Genomic DNA, 23,901 nt, shown 5'->3' with positions numbered 1-23,901 from the left:
GCCCATGCGCGAGTCCTCTCCGCGGGTTTCCTCGCCCGCGAACTCCGCCGGTGGCCAGTCCCCGCGGCACGCCGGAACGGCGCACCACCGAGAGCCGCCCTCCGGCGTCGGTGACGTGCGACGCCGTGCGGCGTCGCGAGCGGCCGGAGTGTCCTGGCTCCCGGATCGACGCTTCCCCTCGGCCTTCCAACCGTGTCAACGGCCGTGGCCTGGTGCCGAAACGGCACGCGTCATGCAGACGGCGCCGATCGGGAGGGTTCGCTCCCCGGTGACAGTGGCGGGACCGCCCCGGATTCGCACCGGGTTCCTCCACTGCCGCTCACCGGTCATCGTGACGGACGCGGTGCGCCGCGTCAAAGCGGGTCGCCCGTCCGGAGGCGAGTGTCACGGCCGCGGCTCGCCGCGACATCAGCACGTAACAATCAACTTCGATATTGCTATGTATCGTTGTCTTCCGCTAGCTTCCAGGGAAACTCTCCGGCGATCCGGCGCCAGAAGCGCTCGGCGCCGGGTAGACCTTGGGAGGATCCTGTGCGGAATTCACTACGAACGGCACTGCGTGCCGGCGCGATAGCGCTGGCCGGTGCCATGCTCGCCCTGGGCTCGGCCGCCGTCCCGGCGCAGGCTGCCCCGGCCGGCCCCGACCCGGTCGAGGGCCCGAACCCCGTCGTCGGCGGCACCCCCGCCGCGCAGGGCGAGTTCCCGTGGATCGTGCGCCTGTCCATGGGCTGCGGCGGTGCGATGTACACCCCGAGCCTGGTGCTGACCGCCGCGCACTGCGTCGGCGCGACCGGCAACAACACCTCGATCACCGCCACCTGGGGTGTCGTCGACCTGCAGGACCCGAGCCGGACCACCCGCACCTCGAACTACGTCTACCGCGCGCCGGGCTACAACGGCAACGGCAAGGACTGGGCGCTGATCCGCCTGTCCAGCCCGATCACCGCCGCCCCGCTGCTGAAGATCGCCACGGACACGTCGCTGCACAGCGGCAACTTCCAGGTGATGGGCTGGGGTGCCGCGACCGAGGGCGGCGGCCAGCAGCGCTACCTGCTCAAGGCGCAGGTGCCGTTCATCACCGACGCCCAGTGCCAGGGCGCGGGCGGCAGCTACTCGGGCCTGATCTTCAACGAGGAGATCTGCGCGGGCAACTACACCTCCGGTGGCGTGGACACCTGCCAGGGTGACTCCGGCGGCCCGATGGTCAAGCGCAACGCCAGCAACGAGTGGATCCAGATCGGCATCGTGAGCTGGGGCATCGGCTGTGCCCGGCCGCAGAACCCGGGTGTGTACAGCGAGGTCCGCTACTTCTCCACCGACATCTACAACGCGGCGGTCTCCCTGGGCGGGGCACCGGGCGGCGTGTCCGTCACCGGCCCCGGCAACCAGTCCACCGTCGTCGGCACCGCGGTCACCCTGAACAGCACCGCGTCGGGCGGCACGTCGCCGTACAGCTGGTCGGCCAGCGGCCTGCCGGCGGGCACGTCCATCAACTCGTCGACCGGTCAGATCACCGGCACGCCGAGCGCCGCGGGCACCTACACGGTGACCGTGACCGCGACCGACAGCGCCAGCAAGACCGGCACCGCCTCGTTCACCTGGACGGTCAACCCGGTCGGCAGCTGCGGGGCGGTCACCAACGGCGCCGACGTGAGCATCCCCGACAACAACACCACCGGCGTGTACAGCAACATCACCATCGGCGGCTGCACCGGCAACGGTGGCATCGGGTCCAAGGTCGAGGTGCACATCGTGCACACCTACAAGGGTGACCTGATCGTCGACCTCGTCGCGCCGGACGGCTCGGTGTACAACCTGCACAACCGGTCGGGCGGCAGCACGGACAACATCGACACCGTCTACACGGTGAACCTGTCCACCGAGGTCAAGAACGGCACCTGGCGCCTGCGGGCCCGCGACGCCGCCTCGGTCGACACCGGCTACATCAACTCCTGGACCCTCACCCTCTGAGTCCGTCGCACCACCCTGGGCCCGGCTCCGCGACCAGCGGGGCCGGGCCTTCCGCCAGAACTCGCGCCTCCACCTACCCCCTCGGAGGTAATCCCGTGCGCAGACTCGCGCTAGTCCTCACCGCGCTGGCCACCGGCGTGGCCCTGATCGTGCCCGGCCCCGCCGGCGGCGCGCCCGCCGACGACTTCACCCTCGCCGGATCCCAGCAGTACAAGGTCACCGGCCCGAAGACCTTCGATGACCGCAACGCGGTCGCCCGCACCGGTGCGGCGATCGACCTCATCGAGCACGGCACCATCTACATCACCGCGAACGCGGCCGAGGCCGACCGCATCCGCCGCCTCGGCTTCGGCCTGGAACTGCTGCCCCCGCCGTCGTCGCGGGTCACCGGGCCGAACGCGGTCCCGCTCGACTTCCCGTCGGCCGACGGCGGCTACCACAACTATGCCGAGATGAACGCCGAGCTCAACCAGATCGTCGCCGACCATCCGACGCTGGTCCGCAAGAGCGTCATCGGCACCTCGTACGAGGGCCGCCAGATCGTCGCGCTGAAGATCTCCGACAACGTCGCCACCGACGAGAACGAGCCCGAGATCCTGTTCAACGCGCACCTGCACGCCCGCGAGCACCTCACCGTCGAGATGGCGCTCTACCTGGCCAACCTGTTCACCGACGCGTACACCACGGACAGCCGGGTGCGCGCGGTGGTCGACTCGCGCGAGATCTGGATCGTGCCGGACCTCAACCCCGACGGCGGTGAGTACGACATCGCCACCGGCTCCTACCGCTCCTGGCGCAAGAACCGCCAGCCCAACTCGGGCTCCTCGGCGATCGGCACCGACATCAACCGCAACTTCGGCTACAAGTGGGGCTGCTGCGGCGGCTCCTCGGGCAGCGCGTCGAGTGAGACCTACCGCGGCCCGTCGGCGTTCTCCACCCCGGAGGCGGCCGTGCTGCGCGACTTCGTGCTGTCCCGGCGGGTCGGCGGCGTGCAGCAGATCAAGGCGAACATCGACTTCCACACCTACGGCGAGCTCATCCTGTGGCCGTTCGGGTACACCACCGCGGACACCGTGAACCCGGGCATGACCAGCGACGAGCGCAACACGTTCGCCAACATCGGCCAGCAGATGTCGGCGACCAACTCCTACACCGCCGAGCAGGGCAGCGACCTGTACGTCACCGACGGCGACATCACCGACTGGCTGTGGGGCGACCAGCGGGTGTGGACGTACACCTTCGAGATGTATCCGAAGTCGTCCAGCCCCGGCTTCTACCCGCCGGACGAGGTCATCGCGGCGCAGACCTCGCGCAACAAGACCGCCGTGCTGATCCTGTCGGAGTATGCCGACTGCCCGTTCCGGGCCATCGGCAAGCAGGCCCAGTACTGCGCCGCGGCCAACGACTTCTCCATCACCGCCGCCCCGGCCGCCGGTTCGGTCAACCCGGGCAGCTCGCTGACCTCGACCATCAGCACCGCCGTCACCGCGGGCAGTTCGCAGACGGTGAACCTGTCCGCGAGCGGCCTGCCCTCGGGCGCGACCGCCACCTTCAGCCCGGCGTCGGTCACCACCGGCGGATCCTCGACGCTGACGATCGCCACCAGCGCGTCGACCCCGGCGGGCAGCTACCCGGTCACGGTGACCGGCACGGGCACCGGGGCCACCCGGACCGCCACCTACACGCTGACCGTCAACGGCGCACCGGGTTGCACCGGCAGCAACCCGACCGACGTGACCATCGTGGACGTGGCCACGGTCTACAGCGACATCACCATCGCGGGCTGCAACCGCAACGCGTCGTCGACGTCGACGGCCGAGGTGCACATCGTGCACACCTACAAGGGTGACCTGGTGGTGTCGCTGCTGGCGCCGGACGGCACCGCGTACACGCTGCACAACCGGTCGGGCGGCAGCACCGACAACATCGACACCACCTACACCGTGAACCTGTCGAGCGAGGCCGCCAACGGCACCTGGCGGCTGCGGGTGCAGGACGCGGCCTCCGGTGACGTCGGCTACGTCAACAGCTGGACCTTGACCCTCTAGAAGGCCCCCGGTGGCGCCCGCAACGGCGCGGGCGCCACCGGTAAATCGCTTGCGGCCGCTGTTAGACAGGCAGGGTGACGAGCGAACTGCAGATCCGCGAGATGGCCATCGAGGACGTGCCGGAACAGGCACGCATCCGCTATGCCTCGTTCGGCTGGTTCATCTCCAGCGTGGCGCAGCAGGAGGTGTGGTGGCGCACCACCCTCCCGAAGGCCCGCGTGCTGCGGCTGCTGGCGCTGCGCGACGGCCGCGCCGTGGGCTGCGCCGTCGGCGGGTTCAACGTCTCCACCTCGGAGCCGGGCGCGAGCTACGTGCAGGTCGAGGTGCATCCCGAGCATCGCGGCCAGGGCGTCGGCAGTGCCCTCAACCAGCGGATCGAGGAGCACCTGCGGGCCATCGGCGCACGCCGGGTGCGCGCCTTCGCCACGGAGGACCCGGCTGATCAGCGCTGGGCCGAGGCCCGGGGCTACACCCAGGGCGCGCACGACCGGTACGCCCGGCTGGACACCGCCGAGCTGCCGCCCGTGCCGCCGCTGCCGTCCGGCGTGACGACGGCCAGCCTCCGCGAGGCCGGCCCGCAGACGGTGTACGACCTGGACCAGGCCGCCTCGGTCGACGAGCCCGGCGACATGTCCTTCGACGGCATCCCTTACGACGTCTGGCTGGCCCGCTACTGGAACAGCCCCGACCAGCAGCTCGACATCGGCACCGTGGTGCTGGTCGACGGCGTGGCCGCCTGCGCCACGTTCCTTGAGGCCAACCTCGACCTCGGCAAGGGCATGTCGACCGGCACCTGCACGCTGCGGGAGTACCGCGGCCGCGGCCTGGCGAAGATCGCCAAGTCGGTCGCCCTGCGCAAGGCGGCACAGGCCGGCATCCACACCGCGATCACCTGCAACGACTACACCAACGCGCCGATGATCGCGGTCAACGACTGGCTCGGCTACCAGCCCTTCGCCAGCGAGTACGCCTACCTCAAGCAGCTCGCCGACTAGGCTCCCGGGTCAGCCCTCCAGACTGCCCTCCGCCTCCAGGTAGGCCTGGCGCAGCGCGTCCAGCGTCGCCGGGTCCGGCTCGGCCCACAGGCCGCGGTCGGCGGCCTCGATCAGGCGCTCGGTGATGCCGCGCAGCGCCCACGGGTTGGACCGCTCCATGAACTCGCGGACCTCCGGATCGAAGACGTACGCCGCGGCCAGCTTCTCGTACATCCAGTCGTCCACGACACCCGCCGTGGCGTCGTAGCCGAACAGGTAGTCCACGGTCGCGGCCAGCTCGAACGCGCCCTTGTAGCCGTGGCGCATCATCGCGGCGATCCAGCGCGGGTTGACCACCCTGGCCCGGAACACGCGTTTGGTCTCCTCGCCCAGGGTGCGCGTCTTCACGCTGTCGGGCAGGTGCGAGTCGCCGATCACCGCGGTCGGGGACGCGCCGGTCAGCGTGCGCACCATCGCGATCATGCCGCCGTGGTACTGGAAGTAGTCGTCGGAGTCGACGATGTCGTGCTCGCGGGTGTCCACGTTCTTCGCCGCGACGCTGACCCGGCGGTAGACCCGTTCCAGGTCCTCGCGGGCCGCCCGGCCGTCCAGGTCGCGGCCGTAGGCGTAGCCGCCCCAGACGGCGTACACCTCGGCGAGGTCCCTGTCGTCGCGCCAGTTCCGGGCGTCGATGAGCGGGAGCAGCCCGGCCCCGTACGCCCCCGGCTTGGACCCGAAGATGCGGGTCGTGGCCCGCCGCCGGTCGCCGTGCTCGGCCTCGTCGGCGCGGGCGTGCGCGCGCACGTAGTTGTCCTCGTCGGCCTCGTCGAGGTCGGCCACCGCCCGCACCGCGTCGTCGATCAGCGCCACCGCGTGCGGGAAGGCGTCGCGGAAGAACCCCGAGATGCGCACTGTCACGTCCACCCGCGGCCGGCCCAGCTCCGACAGCGGCACCACCGCGAACCCGGTCACCCGTCGCGACGCGTCGTCCCAGGTCGGGCGGCAGCCCAGCAGGGCCAGCACCTCGGCGATGTCGTCGCCCTGGGTGCGCATCGCCGAGGTGCCCCACACGGTCAGCCCGACCGTGCGCGGCCACTCGCCGGTCTCCTGGCGGTGCCGGGCCAGCAGCGAGTCGGCCAGCGCCACGCCGACGTCCCAGGCGTTGCGCGACGGGATCGCCTTCGGGTCGACGGAGTAGAAGTTGCGGCCGGTCGGCAGCACGTTGACCAGGCCGCGGGTCGGCGAGCCGGACGGACCGGCGGGCACGTAGCGACCGTCCAGTGCCTTCAGCACCGCGGTCACCTCGTCCACGGTCGCGTCCAGCCGGGGCACCACTTCGGTCGCGGCGAAGCGCAGCACCGCCTCGACGCCGTCGTCGGGGCCGCCCAGCACCTCGGCGACCACCGCCGGGACCTTCGACGGCTCCCAGCCCAGCGTCTCGTTGCCGATCACGAGCCGCCGGGCCACGCCCTCGATCAGGTCGACGGCGTCCGCGCCGGTGCGGGCCGGGCCGTCGGCCACCTCGGTCAGGTCCGCGGGCACGGCCACCGCCGCTCCGGGCTCGGCCAGCAGCGCGCGCTCGTCCAGCCCGTACCGGCGGCACAGCGCCGCCCGCAGGCCCGGCAGCGCCCCGCGCACGCCGCCCCACACCTGGTTCGCGCGCAGCACCGCGAGCACCAGGTTGATCCGCGCCTCGCCCTCCGGCGCGCCGCCGAGGATGTGCAGGCCGTCGCGGATCTGCGAGTCCTTGACCTCGCACAGGTAGCCGTCCACGTGCAGGATGAAGTCGTCGAAGTCGTCCACCCCGGGCATGTCGGCCTGGTGCAGGTCGTGGTGCAACTGGGCGGCCTGGATCAGGGTCCAGATCTGGGCGCGCACCGCGGGCAGCTTCGTCGGGTCGAGGGCCTGCACGGTGGCGTACTCGTCGAGCAGCTGCTCCAGCTTCGCCATCTCGCCGTAGGTCTCCGCGCGGGCCATCGGCGGCACCAGATGGTCCACGATCACCGCGTGCCCGCGCCGCTTGGCCTGGGTGCCCTCGCCCGGGTCGTTGACGATGAACGGGTACACCAGCGGCATGTCCCCCAGCACCGCGTCCGGCGCGCACTCGCGGGACAGGCCCAGCCCCTTGCCGGGCAGCCATTCCAGGGTGCCGTGCTTGCCCAGGTGCACCACCGCGTCCGCACCGAACGACTCATCCAGCCACCGGTACGCGGCCAGGTAGTGATGGCTCGGCGCGAGGTCCGGGTCGTGGTAGATGGCGACCGGGTTCTCCCCGAAGCCGCGCGGCGGCTGGATCATCAGCAGCACGTTGCCGAAGCGCAGCGCGGCCAGCACGATCTCGCCGCCGTCCACGTAGAGCTCGCCCGGCGGCTCGCCCCACGCCCGCACGATGCCGTCGCGCAGGCTCGCGGGCAGCGCGTCCAGCCAGCGGGTGTGCTCGCGCAGCGGCACCCGGGCCGGGGCCGCGGCCAGCTGTTCCTCGGTCAGCCACTCCACGTCGTGCCCACCGGCTGCGATCAGCGTGTGGATCAGCGCGTCACCGTCCTCGGGGAAGCCCTCACCCAGGTCGTACCCTGCCTCGCGCAGCGCCCGCAGCAGCACCACCGCGCTGGCCGGGGTGTCCAGGCCGACGGCGTTGCCGACCCGCGAGTGCCGGGTCGGGTAGCTGGACAGCACGATCGCGAGCCGCTTGCGCTCGTTGGGCACGTGCCTCAGCCGGGCCTGCCGCACCGCGATGCCCGCCACCCGGGCCGCCCGCTCCGGGTCGGCGGCGTAGACCGGGATGCCGTCCGGGCCCGGCTCCTTGAACGAGAACGGCACCGTGATCAGGCGGCCGTCGAACTCCGGGATCGCTACCTGCATCGCCGCGTCCATCGGACTCAGCGCCGCGTCCGAGTCCTGCCAGACCGCCCGCGACGAGGTCAGGCACAGCGCCTGCAGCACCGGCACGTCCAGCTCGGCCAGCGCCGCCACCGACCAGGCCTCGTCGTCCCCGCCGCCGCTCGCGTCCGCCGCGACGGTGCCGCCCGCGGCCAGCACCGTGACGATCAGCGCGTCGCAGCCGCGCAGCAGGTCGCGCAGCCCGTCCGGCACCCCGCGCAGCGAGCCGCAGTACACCGGGAGCGCGTTCGCGCCCGCGTCGTGCAGCGCCCCGGCCAGGATGTCCACGAAAGCGGTGTTCCCCGCCAGCTCGTGTGCGCGGTAGTAGACGATCCCGACGGTCGGGCGGTCGGGATCGTGCGCCGGGCCGGGGCGTACGCCGTACTCGGGCGCGGTGCGCGGCGCGTCGAAGCCCTCGCCGGTCATCAGCAGCGTGTCCGACAGGAACCGGTGCAGCTCGCGCAGGTTGTCCGCGCCGCCCTCGACCAGGTAGGCCAGCGCCTCCCCGGCCACCCCGGCGGGCACCGTCGACTCGGCCTGCAGCGCGGCGTCGGGCACCGCCTCCCCGCCCAGCACCACCACCGGCAGGCCCGCGGCGAGCACCGCGTCGAGCCCTTCCGGCCAGGTGCGCCGGCCGCCGAGCAGGCGCAGCACCACGAAGCCGACGCCCGCCAGCGACCCGGGGACGTCCGCGGCGTCGAGTCGGGCGGGATTGGCGATGCGCCAGGGCGCGCCCGACGCCCGGGCGGCGAGCAGCTCGGTGTCCGCAGTGGACAGCAGCAGACCTTGCACAGCCGTCATGGCCGCGTACCTCCTGTCGGGGTCCGCGCCCCGGTAGCAGAGTCGATGCGGCGGCCGGAGTCTCCTGACTCCCGGATCTACGCCCGGCCCCGGGCCTTCCCTTGCGGTGGCCTCGACGGTCTGTCGATGGGGTGGGGACGGGCTCCCCGGTCACAGTGGCGGGACCGTCTCGGCTCTTCCCCGAGTTCCTCCCTGCCGCCGAGTGCGATCCTAGCGGCAGATAATGGAGCATGGCCTATCAGTGGCTCGCCGCCGCCACCATGGTGGTGCACTTCCTGTTCCTCGCGTACGTCGTCGCGGGCGGTTTCCTCGCCTGGTGGCGGCCGTGGCTGATCTGGCCGCACCTGGTCGCCGTCGGCTGGGGCTTCGCCACGGTGGTCTTCGGCATCGACTGCCCCCTGACATACGTCGAGGACTGGGCCCGCCGCAAGGCCGGCGAGCAGGGCCTGAGCCGCGGCTTCATCGACACCTACCTGACCGGCGTGGTCTACCCCGAGCGCTACACCGTGCTGCTGCAGGTCCTGGCGGGTCTGGTCGTGCTGGTCTCCTGGGCGGGCTTCCTGCTCCGCCGCCGGAGCGCCCGCGACGGTGCCTGAGGTCACCGCCCGCGGCCCCGGCGCGGCGGGCACGGGGCGACCGGTCGGGGTGGCGGTCACGGTCGGCGGTCACGGGCGGCGGTCCCGGTCGGCGGTCACGAGGTGGCAACGGCGGCGACATCGAGGGGAAATGATTCGCCGATGTAATCCACGGTGACTCACCGAAGGTGAGGCGCGCCTAGGGTTCCGCCGCTCCGGCCCTGTCGTCACGGGTCACCGGACGGGCCTGGTCCGAGAGGCGCAGGCGGCCCGCGTTGCGGCGTGGCCGTTCCACGGCGGGACAAAAGCCCGGGAGACAGCCGAACACCTGGCTGTTTCACGGCCAGGCTCCTCGTTTCGGAGGTGCCCCATGGGCTTCGCCCACCACCATCACCGCCACGGCTCACCCGAGGACAACGCGCGGCGCGAGCAGCACGGCCTGCACGAGCACTACGGCCCCGAGGCGGCGTACGCCGTCGCGCGCGAGGCCGAGCTGCCCACCACGAAGTGGGAGGAGGAGATCGCCCGCGGGCTGGAGTACGGCCTGCCCGGCGCGGACTCCATCGTCGACAAGCGCATCCCCACCTTCTCCCGCGGCGAGCTGCCGCACTTCGCCGGAATCAACACCTTCCTCAAGGCCCCGTACCTGGAGGACGTGCGCCGGTGCGGCGAGTACGACGTCGCCGTGCTGGGCGCGCCGTTCGACGGCGGCACGACCTACCGCCCCGGCACCCGGTTCGGCCCGCAGGGCATCCGGCGCATCTCCGCGCTGTACGGCCCGTACAGCTTCGAGCTGGGCGTGGACCTGCGGGAGTCGATCACGATCGCGGACCTGGGTGACGTGTTCACCATCCCCGCCAACATCGAGAAGACGTTCGACCAGATCTCCAAGGCCGTCGGCCACGTGTACGCCTCGGGCGCGTTCCCCGTGGTGCTCGGCGGCGACCACTCCATCGGCTACCCCACTGTGCGCGGCGTCGCCGAGCACCTCCAGGGCAATCTCGGCATCATCCACTTCGACCGCCACGTCGACACCCAGGAGACCGACCTCGACGAGCGGATGCACACCACCCCGTGGTTCCACGCCACGGACATCCCCAACGTGCCCCCGAAGAACCTGGTGCAGATCGGCATCGGCGGCTGGCAGGCCCCGCGGCCCGGCGTCCAGGTCGGGCGGGAGCGCGGCACCACGATCATGACGGTCACCGACTGTGTCGAGATGGGCATCGAGGCCGCCGCCGAACGCGCCCTGGAGGTCGCCTGGGACGGGGCCGAGGCGGTGTGGCTGTCCTTCGACGTGGACTGCCTGGACGCCGCGTTCGTGCCCGGCACCGGCTGGCCCGAGCCGGGCGGCTTCCTGCCCCGCGAGGTGCTCAAGTTCATCCAGCTCATCGCCGAGCGGCCGCTGGCGGGCATCGAGATCGTGGAGTGCTCGCCGCCGTACGACAACGCCGACATCACGTCGCTCATCGCGACCCGCGTCATCTGCGACACGCTCGGCTGCCTCGTGCGCGCCGGCCACCTGCCTCGCCGCACCTCCTGACCTTCTCGAACCCTCCAGGAGACATACATGAACCGTCGTTTCCTCCACCGCCTCGCGGCCGTCACCGCCGTCGCCGCGCTGGTCCTGCCCGCCACCGCCTGCGGCGAGGACGAGCCCGCCCCGGGCGCGCCCGCCACCGTCGTGCTCGGCTTCAGCGCCTGGCCCGGCTGGTTCCCCTGGCAGGTCGCGCAGGAGCAGGGCCTGTTCGCCAAGAACGGCGTCACCGTCGAGCTGAAGTACTTCGACAGCTACACCGACAGCCTCACCGCGCTGGCCACCGGCAACCTCAGCGCCAACAGCCAGACGCTGGGCGACACGCTGACCTCGGTCAGCGGCGGCGCGCAGCAGACGATCGTGCTGGTCAACGACAACTCCACCGGCAACGACCAGATCATCGCCAAGCCCGGCATCAACACCGTCGCCGATCTCAAGGGCAAGCGGATCGCCGTCGAGCAGGGCACCGTCGACCACTACCTGCTGCTGCTGGCGCTGAAGACGGCCGGGCTGACCGAGGCCGACATCGCGCTCAAGCCGATGTTGACCGACGCCGGCGCGGCCGCGTTCACCACCGGCGAGGTCGACGCGGTGGGCGCGTTCGCCCCGTTCACCACCACCGCGCTCGGGCTGGCCGGCAGCAAGGCCGTCGCCACCAGCGCCGACTTCCCCGGCGCGATCCCCGACCACCTGGTCTTCACGGCCGCGTTCGTCAAGGACCACCCGACCGAGGTGCAGGCCGTGGTCAAGACCTGGTTCGACACCCTGGCCTGGATCAAGGCGAACCCGGACGCCGCGGTCGACATCATGGCGAAGAAGGCCGGGGTCAGCGCCGCCGACTACAAGTCGTACGACGCCGGCACGACCATCTTCACCCGGGAGCAGAACCTGGCCGCGTTCACGCCCGGCTCCACCCCCGCCAACCTCGACTTCCAGGCGAAGTCGATCGCCGAGTTCATGGTCTCGGCCAAGCTCGTCGACACCGCGCCGCCGCTGGACGGCCTGCTCGAACCGAAGTTCGTCCAGGCGGTCTCCCCATGAGCCTGCTCACCGAAGGCGGCCCGGAGCCAGCCGGCAACCCGGGGCCGACGACGGCTGCCGACCCGCCGGTCGCCGGCCGTCCCGGCGCGAGCGCGGCGGCCCCGCCCACGTCCGCGGACCGCTCCACCGCGGCCGATCCGGACCCGACCGCCGGCGACAGCGCGGCGGACATGGACCTGACCGGTGGCACCGCCACGGCCGACGGCGCGGCCGTCGCGGTGGACGCCGGTCCGGGAGCCGGGGCGGCGGCGTTCGCGCCGCTGCCCCGGCGGCAGCCGCCACGCCGGGTGCCCCGGGTGTTCGCGGTGCGCGCCCCGATCCCGCGCCCTTCCCGGCTGGTGCTGACCGTACTGTCGGTGCTGGTGCCGCTCGCGCTCTGGCAGCTGCTCAGCGCCGCCATCGACGGTCGACCCGACTACCTGCCGTCCCCCGCGCAGGCGTGGGCGGCCGGACTGGACATGGCCCGTGACGGGCTGCTGCTCGGCGACACCCTGGCCAGCATCCGACGGGTGCTGCTCGGCTTCGGCCTGGCCGTGGCGGTCTCCGTGCCGCTCGGCATCGCGATGGGCGCGTTCCAGGCCGGGCGGGCCGCGTTCGAGCCGGTCATCGGCCTGCTGCGCTACCTGCCCGCGAGCGCGTTCATCCCGCTGCTGGCACTGTGGCTGGGCATCGACGAGATGTCGAAGGTGGCGCTGCTCTTCCTCGGCACCGTCTTCTTCAACACCCTGATGACCGCCGACGCGGTACGCCGGGTGCCCGGTGCGCTCGTCGACGTGTCGTACACCCTCGGCGCCCGGCGCGGGGAGGTGCTGCGCAAGGTCGTCATCCCGTTCTCGCTGCCCGGCATCCTCGACGCGATCCGGGTCAACGCGGCCGCGGCCTGGAACTTCGTGGTCGTCGCCGAGCTGTTCGCGGCCGAGGAGGGCCTCGGCTACCGCATCGTGCGGTCGCAGCGCTTCAACCAGATCGACCGCATCTTCGCGGTGCTCGTGGTCATCGCGCTGATCGGCCTCACCATCGACGTCGCGCTCCGGCTGCTGCGCGACCGGGTCGGAAGGTGGACCTCATGACCGGAACACGACGACAGCCGCCGGGCGGGCCGGCGGCGGGCTTCCCGACCGGAATGCCATGGCAGCTGCCCGATCGCGCGGGAAGTCGGGCCTCGTGACGGGAACGCTGCGGCTGCGGACCGTCGGGAAGGACTTCACGCGCGGCCGGGAGCAGGTGCGCGCGCTGGAGGACATCGACCTGGAGGTCGCCCGGGGCTCGTTCACATGCGTGGTCGGCGCGTCCGGCTCCGGCAAGTCGACCCTGCTCGCCCTGATCGCGGGCCTGTCCCGGCCCACCACCGGCGAGGTGCTGCTCGACGGAATACCCGTCACCGGGCCCGGACCCGACCGGGGCCTGGTCTTCCAGACCGGCGCCGTCTACCCCTGGCGCACCGTCGAACGCAATGTCGCGTTCGGACTCGAACTGCTCCCCCTCAGCCGCGGCGAGCGCGCCGCCCGCGTCGACCACTACCTCGCCGCGACCGGCCTGACCAGGCTGCGCCACGCGCTGCCCCGGCAGCTGTCCGGCGGCCAGCGCCAGCGCGTCGCCATCGCCCGCGCGCTGGCCTGCGAACCCGAGGTGCTGCTGCTCGACGAGCCGTTCGGCGCGCTCGACGTACAGACCAAGGAGGACATGCAGCTGTTCATCCGCCGCCTGTGGCACGAGTGCGGCACCACCGTCATCATGGTCACCCACGATGTGGAGGAGGCCGTCTTCCTCGGCGAACGCGTCATCACCCTGGCCAGCAACCCCGGTCGCGTCGCCGCCGACGTGACCGTGCCGCTGCCCGGCGAACGCGACCTCACCACCAAGCGCGACGCCGCGTTCCTGGGCGTACGTGCCGAGATCGAGGACCTGGTCCGGCTCTACCACCACGACCAGGCCGGTTGACCGGTCAGTCGGTCTCCGGTCGCAGCGGCATGCCGCTGTTCACGTGGAAGTGCAGGTGTTTGGAGTCCTGGTACCGCCCGAGGTTGGTGAGCACCCGGCAGGCGCCGTGCTCGCGGGTGACGTCGGCGGCGACCTGCCGCACCACCGCCAGCACCGCGTGCAGCACCGGCTCGGCGGCAGCGCCGAGATCGACGAGGGAGGGCACGTGCCGCTTCGGCACGACCACGATGTGCACCGGCCAGAACGGGCGGGTGTGGTGGAACGCCAGCACCTCGTCGGTCTCGGCGACCACCCGCACCGGCGTACGCCCGCTGAGCGCCTCGTCGCAGTAGAAGTCGTCCGTCATCGGCCCACCCCGTCATCAAGGCTCCCCGGCCCTGTCGTCCGGCCCGCGCCCCGGGGAACATGAGCAGCCACGCTAGCAGCGCCGCCGCCGCTCGGGGTGCACGAGCGCCGAACGCTACCCGGCGGGCCCGTGACATCGGCCGGACCGCCATAGAGTGCGTGGATGATCGAACAGCTCACTCCGGGCGGGCGTCCCGCGTTCGTCGTCAACGTCGAGGTCCACCTGCATCGCGACGGTCGCTGGCTGCTCATCAGGCGCAGCGAGCGGGAGGCGCGCGCCGCGGGCCTGCTGTCCGGCGTGGGCGGAAAGGTGGACCTGCCGGTCGGGCCCGTCATTCCCGACATCCTCGAGCAGACCGCGCGGCGCGAGGTGGCCGAGGAGATCAACGTCGACCTCACCGGCGTCCCACTGACGTACGTCGAAAGCAGCCTGTTCACCGCCGACGGCGGCGACCTGGTGGTCAACGTCGTCTTCGCCGCCGCACTCCCCGCCGACGCCGAGCCCGTCCCCGCGTCACCGGACGAGGTCGCCGACATCGTCCACCTGACCTTCGCCGAAGCGGACGCCGATCCGAACCTGCCGCCATGGATCCGCCGCAGCCTGCGCCTCGCCGTCACGGCCGCTTACGGCAGTGGCGCCTGACCCCACCACCGCTGGCGATCATCACCGAAAACCCCGATTTTGATCGATCATCTTCACTCGAATCTGTCGTACGTATGTTCTAAAATGGAGGAATGAGAACGGCGTTGACGCAGGCGGAGCTGGCGGTCGCCGCTTGCACCGATGCGCCCGTGTGGCCCTTGGCCGACGCCGAGCTCATCACCGCACTCGACGCGACGCGAGGGCTGCGGGAACGGTTGATGGCCGTGGAGCTGTCCCTGGTCCGCGAACTCGACGCACGCGCCCTTCCGGCCGCGCACGGCGCCTCCAGCACGGCGGTCTGGCTGCGCGAGCACTGGCGCATCGGCATACGCGGCGCCAAGCAGACCGTCCACCTCGCCCGGGCGCTGGACCGCCTCCCCGCCACCGCCGACGCTCTCGCCGCCGGAACCGTCAACACCGAGCAGGCCGCCGTCATCGCCGAGGCGCTCGCCGAACTTCCCGCGGTGGCAGGACTGGAGATCGCGGAGAAGGCCGAGGCCGCCCTGATCGGGTTCGCGGCCCAGTTCGAGCCGTCCGTCCTGCGCCGCTTCGGGGAGCGCATCCTCACCCACGTCGCCCCTGACCTGGCCGAGGAGCACGAGCGGGAAGCACTGGCCGAGCACGAGGAACGCGCCCACGCCGCGCGCACGCTCACCCTGACGCCCGACCGCAGCGGGCGCGTGCGGCTGACCGGCTGGCTCGACACCGAGGCCGCCGCCATCGTCACCGCCGCCCTCGACCCGCTCACCCGCCCCGGCGCCTTGGACCCCACGCGTGCTGTCCTTCCCACCAGCGCCGCCATCACGGGCGATCTGAGTGTCGATGGCAGCGTCCATGCCGGTGCACGTTCCCCCGGGCACGTCCGTGACCTGCGCACCGCCGGACAGCGCCGCGCCGACGCGCTCACCGAGATCTGCCGCCGTGTACTGGCCTCGGGCGAGCTGCCCGACAACGGCGGCGACCGACCACAGCTCGTCGTCACCGTCGACTACGACGACCTCGCCCGGCGCACCGGCGCGGGGCTGCTCGACAACGGCGCGACACTCACTCCCGACACCGCCCGCCGCATCGCCTGCGACGCCCAGGTCATCCCGGCCGTGCTTGGCGGCGACGGGCAGTTGCTCGACCTCGGCCGGACCCGCCGTCTCTTCACCGGAGCCCTGCGCCGGGCGCTCGTCCTCCGCGACCGAGGCTGCGCGTTCCCTGGCTGCGACCGCCCACCGCGCTGGTGCCAGGGGCACCACATCCGCCACTGGGCGGACGGCGGCCCCACCGACCTCGACAATGCCGTCCTGCTCTGCGGACACCACCATCGCGTCATCCACCATGAAGACTGGCGCGTCCGCCTCGGCCACGACCGGCGACCGGAGTTCATCCCGCCGAGCTATGTGGACGCCGCTCGGCATCCCTGCCGCAACACCTTCCATCTACGGCCCTAGGCCGCGCCCGATCGGTGATCACACCGGGCCGAGCCGGCTTCCACTCGGAGAAAGCAGCACGCCCTACGGCGCTCCGCCAGGCCGACCGGCCCGGTCCGCAACGACCACCTCGGTGAAGGACCGCTCGCGTCGTGCCTCCTCCCAGCGCGGATGCCAGCCGGTCACCAACCGCGCCGCCACCGGCTGTCACCCGAGAAGCCGCAATCACACCACCAGCGTCGCGGCCCGTGCGGCGAGGCCGAGGCCGACGAGCAGCACCATCGCACTCGCGGCATACGGCCCGGCCAGGCGCAGCCGCCGGAACCGGTCGAACCGTCCTGCCCAGCGGTCACGGACCTTGAGCAGGAGCAGCCCTGCCACGGTGAGCGTGCCCGCCATGCCCAGGCCGTACGCGAGCACGAGCAGGATGCCGAAGCCGGTCCGGCCCAGCGCGATCGCGCCCAGCAGCACGACCAGCGCGGACGGGCTCGGCACCAGGCCCGCCGCCACCCCGATCGCACCCAGCCCGAACCGCCCGCGCCCCGTGTCCTCCCGGGCATGGCCGCCGCCGTGGGAGTGCGCCCGACCGAACAGACCATGACGATGCACATGCCCATGCGAGCCGGCACCGGCCGAGCCATGTGCCAGCAAGCCTCGGATGTGCGAGGCGGGGTGATGCGCGCCCTGTCCGTGCGAACCGTGGCTGTGCGAACCATGGTCATGCGCGTCGTGGCCATGCGAACCGTGGCCATGCGAACCGTGCTCATGCGCGTGGTGGCCATGCGAACCGTGCTCATGCGCGTGGTGGCCATGAGGACCGTGGTCGTGGTCGGACGTGTCGCGGGGGTGACCGCGTGTGGGCCTGCGGCGCAGGTTGGTCAGCAGCATGGCGAAGCCCACGGTGATCACGATGGTACCGCTGGCCAGGCCGAGCCAGCCGAGCACGGTCTGGCCGGTCAGGCCCGAAACCGCGGTGAGCAGGAGGCCGAGCGCGATGACGCCGCCGGTGTGGGTGGCGGTGACGGTCGCGCCGACGGTGAGCGCGTCGCGGGGGCGGCCCGCCCGGCCGGCCAGGTATACCGCCATCACGGTCTTGCCGTGGCCGGGAAGCAGCGCGTGGCCTGCGCCTAGAACCAGGGCGAGCAGCACCGCGAGCAGGCCGACGAGCGGGGTGAGCCGCTCGGCCCCGACGGTGTCAAGGACCTGCTGTTGTGCCCAGGCGGCCCAGCGCAGTGGCGCGAGGTCGTCGGGCCGGGCGGATCCGCCCAGGTCCGGCGTCGCTGCGGAACCGAGGCCGGTCGCCGGAGAGCCGACCGGTGCCGCCGCGGGGCGGGCCGACACCCGGGCGTCGCGCACGTCGAGCGGCGAGCCGAGCAGGTCCACGGGGTAGTCGCGGAGCTCGTTCGTGGTGCTGCGCGATGGGACGGGTGAGCCGGGCAGGTCGACGCCGATGCCGACGGCGGTGATCTCGCGCCAGCCGACGCGGTCGGCCAGGTGGCCGTTGTGGACGGTGAGCACGGCGGCCTGATCCAGCCGCGCGGGGGCGCTCAGGGTGCAGGTGATGCGGCTGGTGGGCAGGCCCGCGGAGCCCGGTTCGAGGGTCATCGCGGCCGAGAGGGCGGCCCAGCGCAGGGTGCGGTCGTCAACGCGTACCGCCAGATCCCGGGCGACGGCGTCGCAGGCGGCCGTGGCGTGCGCACGCAGTTCGGGTGCGTCGGCGACGCCGTCGCCGGAGGTGTCGACGGCGCCGCGTTGCTGCAGGGTGGGCAGCTCGGCGACGTCGAGGACGGCGGTCGCGTCGACGGCCGCGGGACGCAGGGTCAGCGCGATCAGCTGGTTGATGGAGAAGTTGCCCAGCGGGTGCGCCGACGCGGGGGCGGGCAGCAGCGCCAGCGCGAGTCCTGCCAGCGCCGCGATCGGCAGCGTGCGGCGGAGCATGGTCGAGGGATTCATCGGGCACCTGCCGAGGCCAGGGCGCTCGCCGCGGCGGGCGCGTCGACCGGGGAGAAGTGGGGGTTGAGGTCCATGGCTCGCGCAAGATCGCGCCGGGCCGCGGCCCGGTCGCCTAGGGCCAGTTCGATCATTCCCAGGTGGTACGCGTGGAGCGCGCTGCGCGCGCCGAGCGCCGCCGCGGCCCGCGCGAGGGGCAGCGCCTCGGCCGAACGCCCGGCCTGGTGCAGCGCCCAGGCGAGGGTGTCCGCGACGTCGGTGTGCTTGCGCCGCCGCCACTCGTCCGTGGCCAGGCGCACCGCGGTGGCGTGGTCGCCGCGGGCTAGGGCCAGTTCGGCGGCGGCGAGGTTGTCCCCGCCTCCCCCGGCGGTCAGGAGGTCGAGCGCGGCCTGTGCCAGCGCCAGCTGTGCGTCGGCGTCAGCGGCGCGGCCGAGTGAGCGCAGCAGCAGCGCGTACTCGACCAGCAGCGACGGTGTCGGTGAGGCGGCGGTCAGTGCCGCGTACCCGGCCAGCGCCTCGGCGGTGCGGCCGCTCGCCGCGTCGACGCGGGCGACACCGTGGCGCAGCGGCAGGTAGCCGGCGTCCGCGGCCAGCCCGGCCTGGTACGCGGCGCGGGCCGCGGCGAGGTCGCCGCCGTGCCAGGCCAGGTCGCCGAGCTGGTGGTGCACGAAGGCGAGGTCGGCGGGTGCGATCGCGGTGGCGAGCGCCTGTGTCCACAGCGTGCGGGCCTCGTCGACCCGGCCGTGCTGTTCGAGGTCGTAGGCCGCCCGGGACAGCGCGGGCAGGCCCGGCCGCAGGTCGAGCATGCGCTGCGCCGCCTCGGTCGCCGCGGCGGGGCGGCCGAGCTGGGTCAGCGCGTCGGTCAGCACCCCGTACGCGTCGGCGCTGAACGGGTTGATCGCGATCGCCTGCCGGGCCAGCCGTTCGGCCTGCGCGAAGTCGTGCCGCGCGTTGGCCAGTGCGCCCAGCCCGGTCAGCGCGCCGTGGTTGCCCGAGCCGGTGTCGGCACCGGTCGCGGTGCCGTCGGCGGGCGGGCCTGCCGGGTGCAGGCGCAGTGACTCGCGCAGCGCGCCCTCGGCCCGGGTGTAGTAGCCGGGGTCACCGGTGATCCGGGCCCGCTCGACGTACGCGCCGCCCAGCGCCGCCCAGGTGGTCCAGTCGCCGGGCACGTCCCGCAGCCGCGTCTGGGCCTGCTCGATCGACCTGACCAGCGGATCGCCCTGCGCGTACGCAGGTTCGGCGACCCACGCCCCGGGTGCGGCGCCGAACGCGCCCCCGAGGCCGAACAGCGCCGCGGCGGTGACGCCCACCGCGATGCTGCGTCGCCACATGCTCCGTCGCCACATGGTTCCTCTCCTTTCCCGAGTCAGCGGCGGGAAGGGCACCGTCTGCAACGCTTGGCGAGGTGCCGAGCTGCTGCTCGTCTCGCTACGCGAGCCGACGGTGCCCTTCCTTCTTCAGTGGGTGTGTGCGGGTTCGTCGGGGCCGTGGGTGCGGTTGCGGCGGCGCATCCACCAGCCGGCGAAGAGCAGCAGGCCCAGGCCGCCGGCTACGGACGAGCCGACCACCGTCATGGTTTCGCCGGTGGACATGCCGTCCTCGACGGCCGACGACGCGGACGCCGGGGACGGGTCGGCCGAGGCCGGGGCGGCCGGGCCCGCACCGGCCGCGTTGACCGCGGTCGCGTTGGGCAGGGCCACGTACGGGAAGGTGTCGCCGAAGGCGTTCTCGTTGGCGTCGACCGCGTCCCCGGCGGCCAGCGCGTCCACGATCTTGCCGGTCTGCGCCGCCCCGACCAGGGCCTGCAGCTCGATGTCGACGACGTCGTCGGCCAGCCTGCGCCCGTTCGGGAAGCCCTGCAGGTCGCCGCCGATGACGCCGAGCCGGTTCGGGTCGGCGGTGACCGGCACGGACAGGTTCAGCCGCAGCATCTCCGACGGGCGGAACTTCGCCGGGTTCACGTCGGCGTTGTTGAGCTGCGAGTTGAGGTCCGCCTTGATCGGGCCGTCGGCCTTGGTGGTGATCCCGGTCAGGAAGATCTCGACCAGGTCGTTGCGCGGGGTGGCCGGCGCGGGGATGTTGTAGATCGCCTCGATCAGCTGGGGCACCTCGGGTTCGGTGACCCGCTTGACCAGCTGCGGGATCTTCGCGTCGCCGTCGGGCCGGGAGGCGTTGAAGGCGTCCTTGAGCCCGGCGGGCACGACGACCTCGTTGACCAGCGGGTTGCCCAGCCGCGAGACCTGCACCCGGTCACCGCCGACCGGGTCGCCGGTGCGTCCGGTGATGCGCACCCGGGGCCGCTCGGTGGTGGTCCAGACGCCGATCACGGGGTTGCGCGCGCCGTCGCCGCGCAGAGCGACGTCCTTGAACGGCACCTCCAGCGCGATGGTGTTGACGTTGTATCCGGCGAGCGTGTCCTGCCCGGTCTCACTGAGGTCGCCGCCGTAGAGCAGGTCGAACACCCGCAGGTCCAGGAAGAACGGGTCGTCGGCCTGCCCGGCGAAGATGCGCCAGCCGCCGGGCAGCTTGACGGTGGCCTGCTCGCGCAGCGCGTTGTAGTCCGGCATGGACGCCGGGCCCACCCGCGAGGGTGCGACCGCCACGTTGGTGGCGCGGGTGCGGAAGGCCTCGCCGTTGAACGAGGACTCCAGCGTGTACGTCTGCTTGAACAGCAGGTTCTCGTCGTCGAGCGAGGTCACCGGCCCGTTGTTGAGCAGGAAGGTGGAGTTGCCGCGCTTGTCGACGTTCTTGAACGTCCATCGGAAGCGGGCGTCGGGCCGCGCATCGCCGTCGCTGTCCACATTGATCATGTACTGCGCGTCGGTGGCGAACGGGTGGAAGTTGGGGCCGCCGTTGGGCTCCTGGAACGGCACCCAGTTCGCCACGAACGTGACGTAGCCGGGGCGGTCCGGGCTGACGAAGGCGTACAGGTCCGTCGCGTCCACGGCGGGGTCTTGCGCGATCAGGGGGGCCTCGCGGTGGCTGGACGCGCCGGCCACCGCGGGCCCGAGCGCGTACAGCCCGCCGGAGACGGCGATGCAGGCCGCCAGGGCGACCGCGACCGGGATGCCGCGGCGGCCCCGGGGGCGCAGGGTGAGTTTCATGATCCGTCCTCCCCAGTTCTTACTGAGTCGAGGGGCGGGACGCGCCTGCCGCGTCCGTCATGGCTACTTCGGACCGGCAGGTGGGCATAGATGGGCGCCTGTCCGGTTGCCGTCAGCGGGCCATCCGCGGGGGCCCCGGCACCGAAGCACCTCTTCGGCATCGGCGAACCCGAGACGTGACACGGCCGTTTGCGAATGACCATAGACACGTACGTATCAGTACAAGCTGTGATATTAGGAGCCATAGGACGACCGCCGTGACACGTACCTTCACCCCGCGCCATGCGGCCATCGGGCTCGCGGGCGGGACACGGTCACCCTGCCGCAGGCCGAGCTGGCACGGAAGGGCACCTTCACATCGCTATGCGTTGTAGAAGGTGCCCTTCCCATCGCCCACCGGGCGTTGACCGGGGCCGCAGCAGGTTGAGGTTGCAGGCAGGGCGGTGAGCAGGGCCGGTCAGCCCTGGGCGAGCTTGACGGTCGGGGTGACCTTCACGATCACGCGTACCTCGTCGGCCTTGCGCCACGGGTAGGTGTCCTTGCCCAGGTACTTGTACGCGAGCTTGTCGATGTGGGCATCCGCGCCCTCCTCGACGAACTCGACGGTCCCCTTGACCCACAGCGTGCGGTAGTCGTTGGCCTTGTCCACGACGGAGATGCCGACGCGCGGGTCGCGGACCATGCTGTTGTACTTCACCCGGCCCTTGGCGGTGTTGAAGAGGATGTGCTCGCCGTCGGTGTCGACCCAGACCGGGGTCACGTGCGGCGAGCCGTCGAAATCGATCACGCCGACATGAGCCAGCACGGGCTCGTTGAGCAGCGCGATGTCATCGTCGGTCAAAATAGTCATAGCACGCAATCTACCCGTTATCTCCGGGTGGAAACGGCTACTCCGCGGGCATCGGGATGCGCAGCGACATCGTGCCGCGCAGGTCGAGCCAGGCGCTGCTCGGACCGCGGACCAGCCGCATCACCACCTCCTGGCAGGAGGGGCAGCGCGCGACCAGGCCGGGCGCGTGGGCGTACACCTTCATGCCCGCCACCGGCCCCTCGTCGCCGCAGCTGACGCAGCGCCCGGTGGCGCCGGTCATGTCCACCGCGAAGATCTCGCGCAGCGGCCCCGCCATCGCGTTGCCGTCGGTGAAGTCGTCGGAGAAGATCTCCATTACGGTATGCCTCCCGTCAGGTGCCGCCCTCAGGTGCCACTCGGTCCGAAGCGCTCGGTCTTCACCCGGCGGGCATCGTGGCCCAGAGCGATCAGGATGTCGGCGACCGCCTCGACGAAGCCGGTCGGCCCGCACACGAAGCAGGCCGGCTGGAAGTCCGGCGGCCAGCCGCCGTTGTTCACGTCGGCCACGCCCAGCCGCCGCGGCGGCAGTGGCCAGCCCTCGGGCGTCTTGCGGGTGTACACGTAGCTGACGTCCAGCCCGAAGTCGTCGCGGGCCCGCGTGCGCAGCTCGTCGGCGTAGTAGCGGTCCTCCGGCGTGCGCGCCGAGTAGATCAGGCGGAACAGGGCCTTGCTGCCCGCCTCGCGCCGGGCGCGGACCATCGCCATCAGCGGCACGATGCCCGAGCCGCCGCCGATCAGCAGCACCGGCGCCAGGTCCGCGGGCCGCCAGACGAACCAGCCGCCCACCGGCCCGCGCAGCTCGATCACGTCGCCGACGGACAGCGTCTCGATGAGATACGGCGACACCTCCCCGTCCTCGACCAGCTGCACGGTCAGCGCGACGCGCGTGCCGTCGGCGGGCGTGGCGATGGAGTAGCTGCGCTCCGTGCTGTACCCGTCCTCGGCGGTCAGCCGCACGTCGACGTGCTGCCCCGGCAGGTGCCCCGGCCAGTCGGGCACGTCGAACACCAGGGTGCGTGCGCTGGGCGTCTCGTCCCGGAACTCGACCAGCCTGGCCGCCCGCCAGACCAGCCGCGGGCTCAGTCCCCCTGATACCGCTGCTCGCGCCATGGGTCACCGTAGTCGTGGTAGCCGGCGCTCTCCCAGAAGCCCGGGGTGTCCTCGTCGGTCAGCGTGATGCCGCGCACCCACTTCGCCGACTTCCACAGGTAGAGATGCGGCACCAGCAGCCGCGCCGGTCCACCGTGCTCGGGCGTCAGGTCCTCGCCGTCGAACTTGTACGCGATCCAGGCCTGCCCGTTCCGCAGATCCTCGTACGGCAGGTTCGTGGTGTAGCCGCCGTACGAGTGGACCATGGCGTAGTCCGCGGCCGTGTCCACGCCCTCGAACAGCACGTCCAGGCTGACGCCCTGCCAGTCCGTGTGCAGCTTCGACCACTTGGTCACGCAGTGCAGGTCGACCGTCGGCCGCTCGCTGGGCAGCGCCATCAGCTGCTTCCAGTCCCACCGGTGCTTCTGCCCGGCCTCCGTGATGATCACGAACTCCCAGGTGTCCGTGGGCACCCGCAACGTCGGCCCCGCCGTCAGCACCGGGAAGTCCTCGGTCAGGTACTGCCCCGGCGGCAGCCTGACCTCGCCACCCTCAGTCCCCCGCCGCCCCCGGAATCCCGGCGACACAATCCCACCCATCCCCCACAACTACCACCCACCCCGCAACCCCCCACCCCCTTTCCCGCGTTGATCATGAACCTATGGCACGGGTCGACGGCGTGTCGCCGCCACAACTTCATGATCACCGGGAACGGCGGAAGGCGGGCCCCCGGG

General features: G+C 72.1%; 19 protein-coding genes and 3 riboswitches. Of the genes, 10 read left to right on the top strand and 9 right to left on the bottom strand.

Annotated features, from left to right (window positions below; genetic code table 11):
* Positions 1–146: 146 nt before the first annotated feature.
* Positions 147–310, bottom strand: a riboswitch (cobalamin riboswitch).
* Between the two features lie 221 nt (positions 311–531).
* The 3 genes from F9C41_RS26175 (at position 532) to F9C41_RS26165 (ending at position 5,014) form a co-directional block, all read left to right on the top strand.
* Positions 532–1,971, top strand: coding sequence for a trypsin-like serine protease (locus F9C41_RS26175; RefSeq protein ID WP_230690030.1), 1,440 nt, complete (start codon positions 532–534; stop codon positions 1,969–1,971).
* 149 nt (positions 1,972–2,120) lie between these two features.
* A complete protein-coding gene (locus F9C41_RS26170) occupies positions 2,121–4,019 on the top strand; it encodes a M14 family metallopeptidase (protein ID WP_230690048.1) in 1,899 nt (632 codons plus the stop codon).
* 74 nt (positions 4,020–4,093) lie between these two features.
* Entirely contained in the window at positions 4,094–5,014 is a 921-nt protein-coding gene (locus F9C41_RS26165) for a GNAT family N-acetyltransferase (RefSeq protein ID WP_155389511.1), read from the top strand.
* Positions 5,015–5,023: 9 nt separating this feature from the next.
* On the opposite strand, the gene cobN is transcribed toward F9C41_RS26165, so the two are convergent.
* Complete coding sequence (gene cobN, locus F9C41_RS26160) at positions 5,024–8,665, bottom strand: cobaltochelatase subunit CobN (protein ID WP_196279969.1); 3,642 nt, start codon at positions 8,663–8,665, stop codon at positions 5,024–5,026.
* A 66-nt stretch (positions 8,666–8,731) separates the two neighbouring features.
* Positions 8,732–8,865, bottom strand: a riboswitch (cobalamin riboswitch).
* A gap of 39 nt (positions 8,866–8,904) precedes the next feature.
* Between cobN and F9C41_RS26155 the strand changes: the two genes are divergently transcribed.
* The 5 genes from F9C41_RS26155 (at position 8,905) to F9C41_RS26135 (ending at position 13,768) form a co-directional block, all read left to right on the top strand.
* Positions 8,905–9,270 carry a DUF2784 domain-containing protein gene (locus F9C41_RS26155; RefSeq protein WP_155389509.1) on the top strand — a complete coding sequence of 122 codons (366 nt, stop codon included), beginning with the start codon at positions 8,905–8,907 and terminating at the stop codon, positions 9,268–9,270.
* A gap of 167 nt (positions 9,271–9,437) precedes the next feature.
* A riboswitch (guanidine-I (ykkC/yxkD leader) is annotated at positions 9,438–9,567 on the top strand.
* Positions 9,568–9,619: 52 nt separating this feature from the next.
* Positions 9,620–10,792 carry an agmatinase family protein gene (locus tag F9C41_RS26150; RefSeq protein ID WP_155389508.1) on the top strand — a complete coding sequence of 391 codons (1,173 nt, stop codon included), beginning with the start codon at positions 9,620–9,622 and terminating at the stop codon, positions 10,790–10,792.
* Between the two features lie 27 nt (positions 10,793–10,819).
* Positions 10,820–11,827, top strand: a complete 1,008-nt coding sequence (locus F9C41_RS26145; RefSeq protein ID WP_155389507.1) for an ABC transporter substrate-binding protein — start codon at positions 10,820–10,822, stop codon at positions 11,825–11,827.
* Positions 11,824–12,897 (top strand): ABC transporter permease, encoded by a 1,074-nt coding sequence (locus F9C41_RS26140; protein WP_230690029.1) that lies wholly within the window; start codon positions 11,824–11,826, stop codon positions 12,895–12,897. The genes F9C41_RS26145 and F9C41_RS26140 overlap by 4 nt, the downstream gene beginning before the upstream one ends.
* 94 nt (positions 12,898–12,991) lie before the next feature.
* A complete protein-coding gene (locus F9C41_RS26135; protein WP_230690028.1) occupies positions 12,992–13,768 on the top strand; it encodes an ABC transporter ATP-binding protein in 777 nt (258 codons plus the stop codon).
* Between the two features lie 4 nt (positions 13,769–13,772).
* Here the strand turns inward: F9C41_RS26135 and F9C41_RS26130 are convergent, their stop codons facing one another.
* Positions 13,773–14,114, bottom strand: a complete 342-nt coding sequence (locus tag F9C41_RS26130) for an HIT domain-containing protein (RefSeq protein ID WP_155389505.1) — start codon at positions 14,112–14,114, stop codon at positions 13,773–13,775.
* Between the two features lie 162 nt (positions 14,115–14,276).
* On the opposite strand from F9C41_RS26130, the gene F9C41_RS26125 reads away from it, so the two are divergent.
* Positions 14,277–14,756, top strand: a complete 480-nt coding sequence (locus F9C41_RS26125) for an NUDIX hydrolase (protein ID WP_155389504.1) — start codon at positions 14,277–14,279, stop codon at positions 14,754–14,756.
* A gap of 92 nt (positions 14,757–14,848) precedes the next feature.
* Positions 14,849–16,195, top strand: coding sequence for an HNH endonuclease signature motif containing protein (locus F9C41_RS26120; protein ID WP_155389503.1), 1,347 nt, complete (start codon positions 14,849–14,851; stop codon positions 16,193–16,195).
* 204 nt (positions 16,196–16,399) lie between these two features.
* Here F9C41_RS26120 and F9C41_RS26115 read toward each other — a convergent pair whose 3' ends face one another.
* From F9C41_RS26115 to F9C41_RS26085, 7 genes are all read right to left on the bottom strand, one after another.
* Positions 16,400–18,127 carry an urease accessory protein UreH domain-containing protein gene (locus F9C41_RS26115; protein WP_230690027.1) on the bottom strand — a complete coding sequence of 576 codons (1,728 nt, stop codon included), beginning with the start codon at positions 18,125–18,127 and terminating at the stop codon, positions 16,400–16,402.
* Positions 18,124–19,470, bottom strand: coding sequence for a tetratricopeptide repeat protein (locus tag F9C41_RS26110; protein ID WP_155389502.1), 1,347 nt, complete (start codon positions 19,468–19,470; stop codon positions 18,124–18,126). The genes F9C41_RS26115 and F9C41_RS26110 overlap by 4 nt, the downstream gene beginning before the upstream one ends.
* A 111-nt stretch (positions 19,471–19,581) precedes the next feature.
* Positions 19,582–21,228: a DUF4331 domain-containing protein gene (locus tag F9C41_RS26105; protein WP_155389501.1), complete on the bottom strand. Its 1,647-nt coding sequence runs from the start codon at positions 21,226–21,228 to the stop codon at positions 19,582–19,584.
* A gap of 457 nt (positions 21,229–21,685) precedes the next feature.
* A complete protein-coding gene (locus F9C41_RS26100; protein WP_155389500.1) occupies positions 21,686–22,078 on the bottom strand; it encodes a PPOX class F420-dependent oxidoreductase in 393 nt (130 codons plus the stop codon).
* Between the two features lie 37 nt (positions 22,079–22,115).
* Positions 22,116–22,394, bottom strand: coding sequence for a DUF6510 family protein (locus F9C41_RS26095; protein ID WP_155389499.1), 279 nt, complete (start codon positions 22,392–22,394; stop codon positions 22,116–22,118).
* 29 nt (positions 22,395–22,423) lie between these two features.
* Positions 22,424–23,188, bottom strand: coding sequence for a ferredoxin reductase (locus F9C41_RS26090; RefSeq protein WP_155389498.1), 765 nt, complete (start codon positions 23,186–23,188; stop codon positions 22,424–22,426).
* On the bottom strand, positions 23,158–23,766 hold the full coding sequence (locus F9C41_RS26085; protein WP_155389497.1) for a molybdopterin-dependent oxidoreductase: 609 nt from the start codon (positions 23,764–23,766) through the stop codon (positions 23,158–23,160). The genes F9C41_RS26090 and F9C41_RS26085 overlap by 31 nt, the downstream gene beginning before the upstream one ends.
* Positions 23,767–23,901: the final 135 nt, after the last annotated feature.

Origin of the sequence: Catellatospora paridis (genome assembly GCF_009720365.1) — a bacterium.
Taxonomy (GTDB): Bacteria; Actinomycetota; Actinomycetes; order Mycobacteriales; family Micromonosporaceae; genus Catellatospora; species Catellatospora paridis.
The sequence above is the reverse complement of the archived record's forward strand: the minus strand, read 5'-3'. Positions and strand labels throughout refer to the sequence as shown.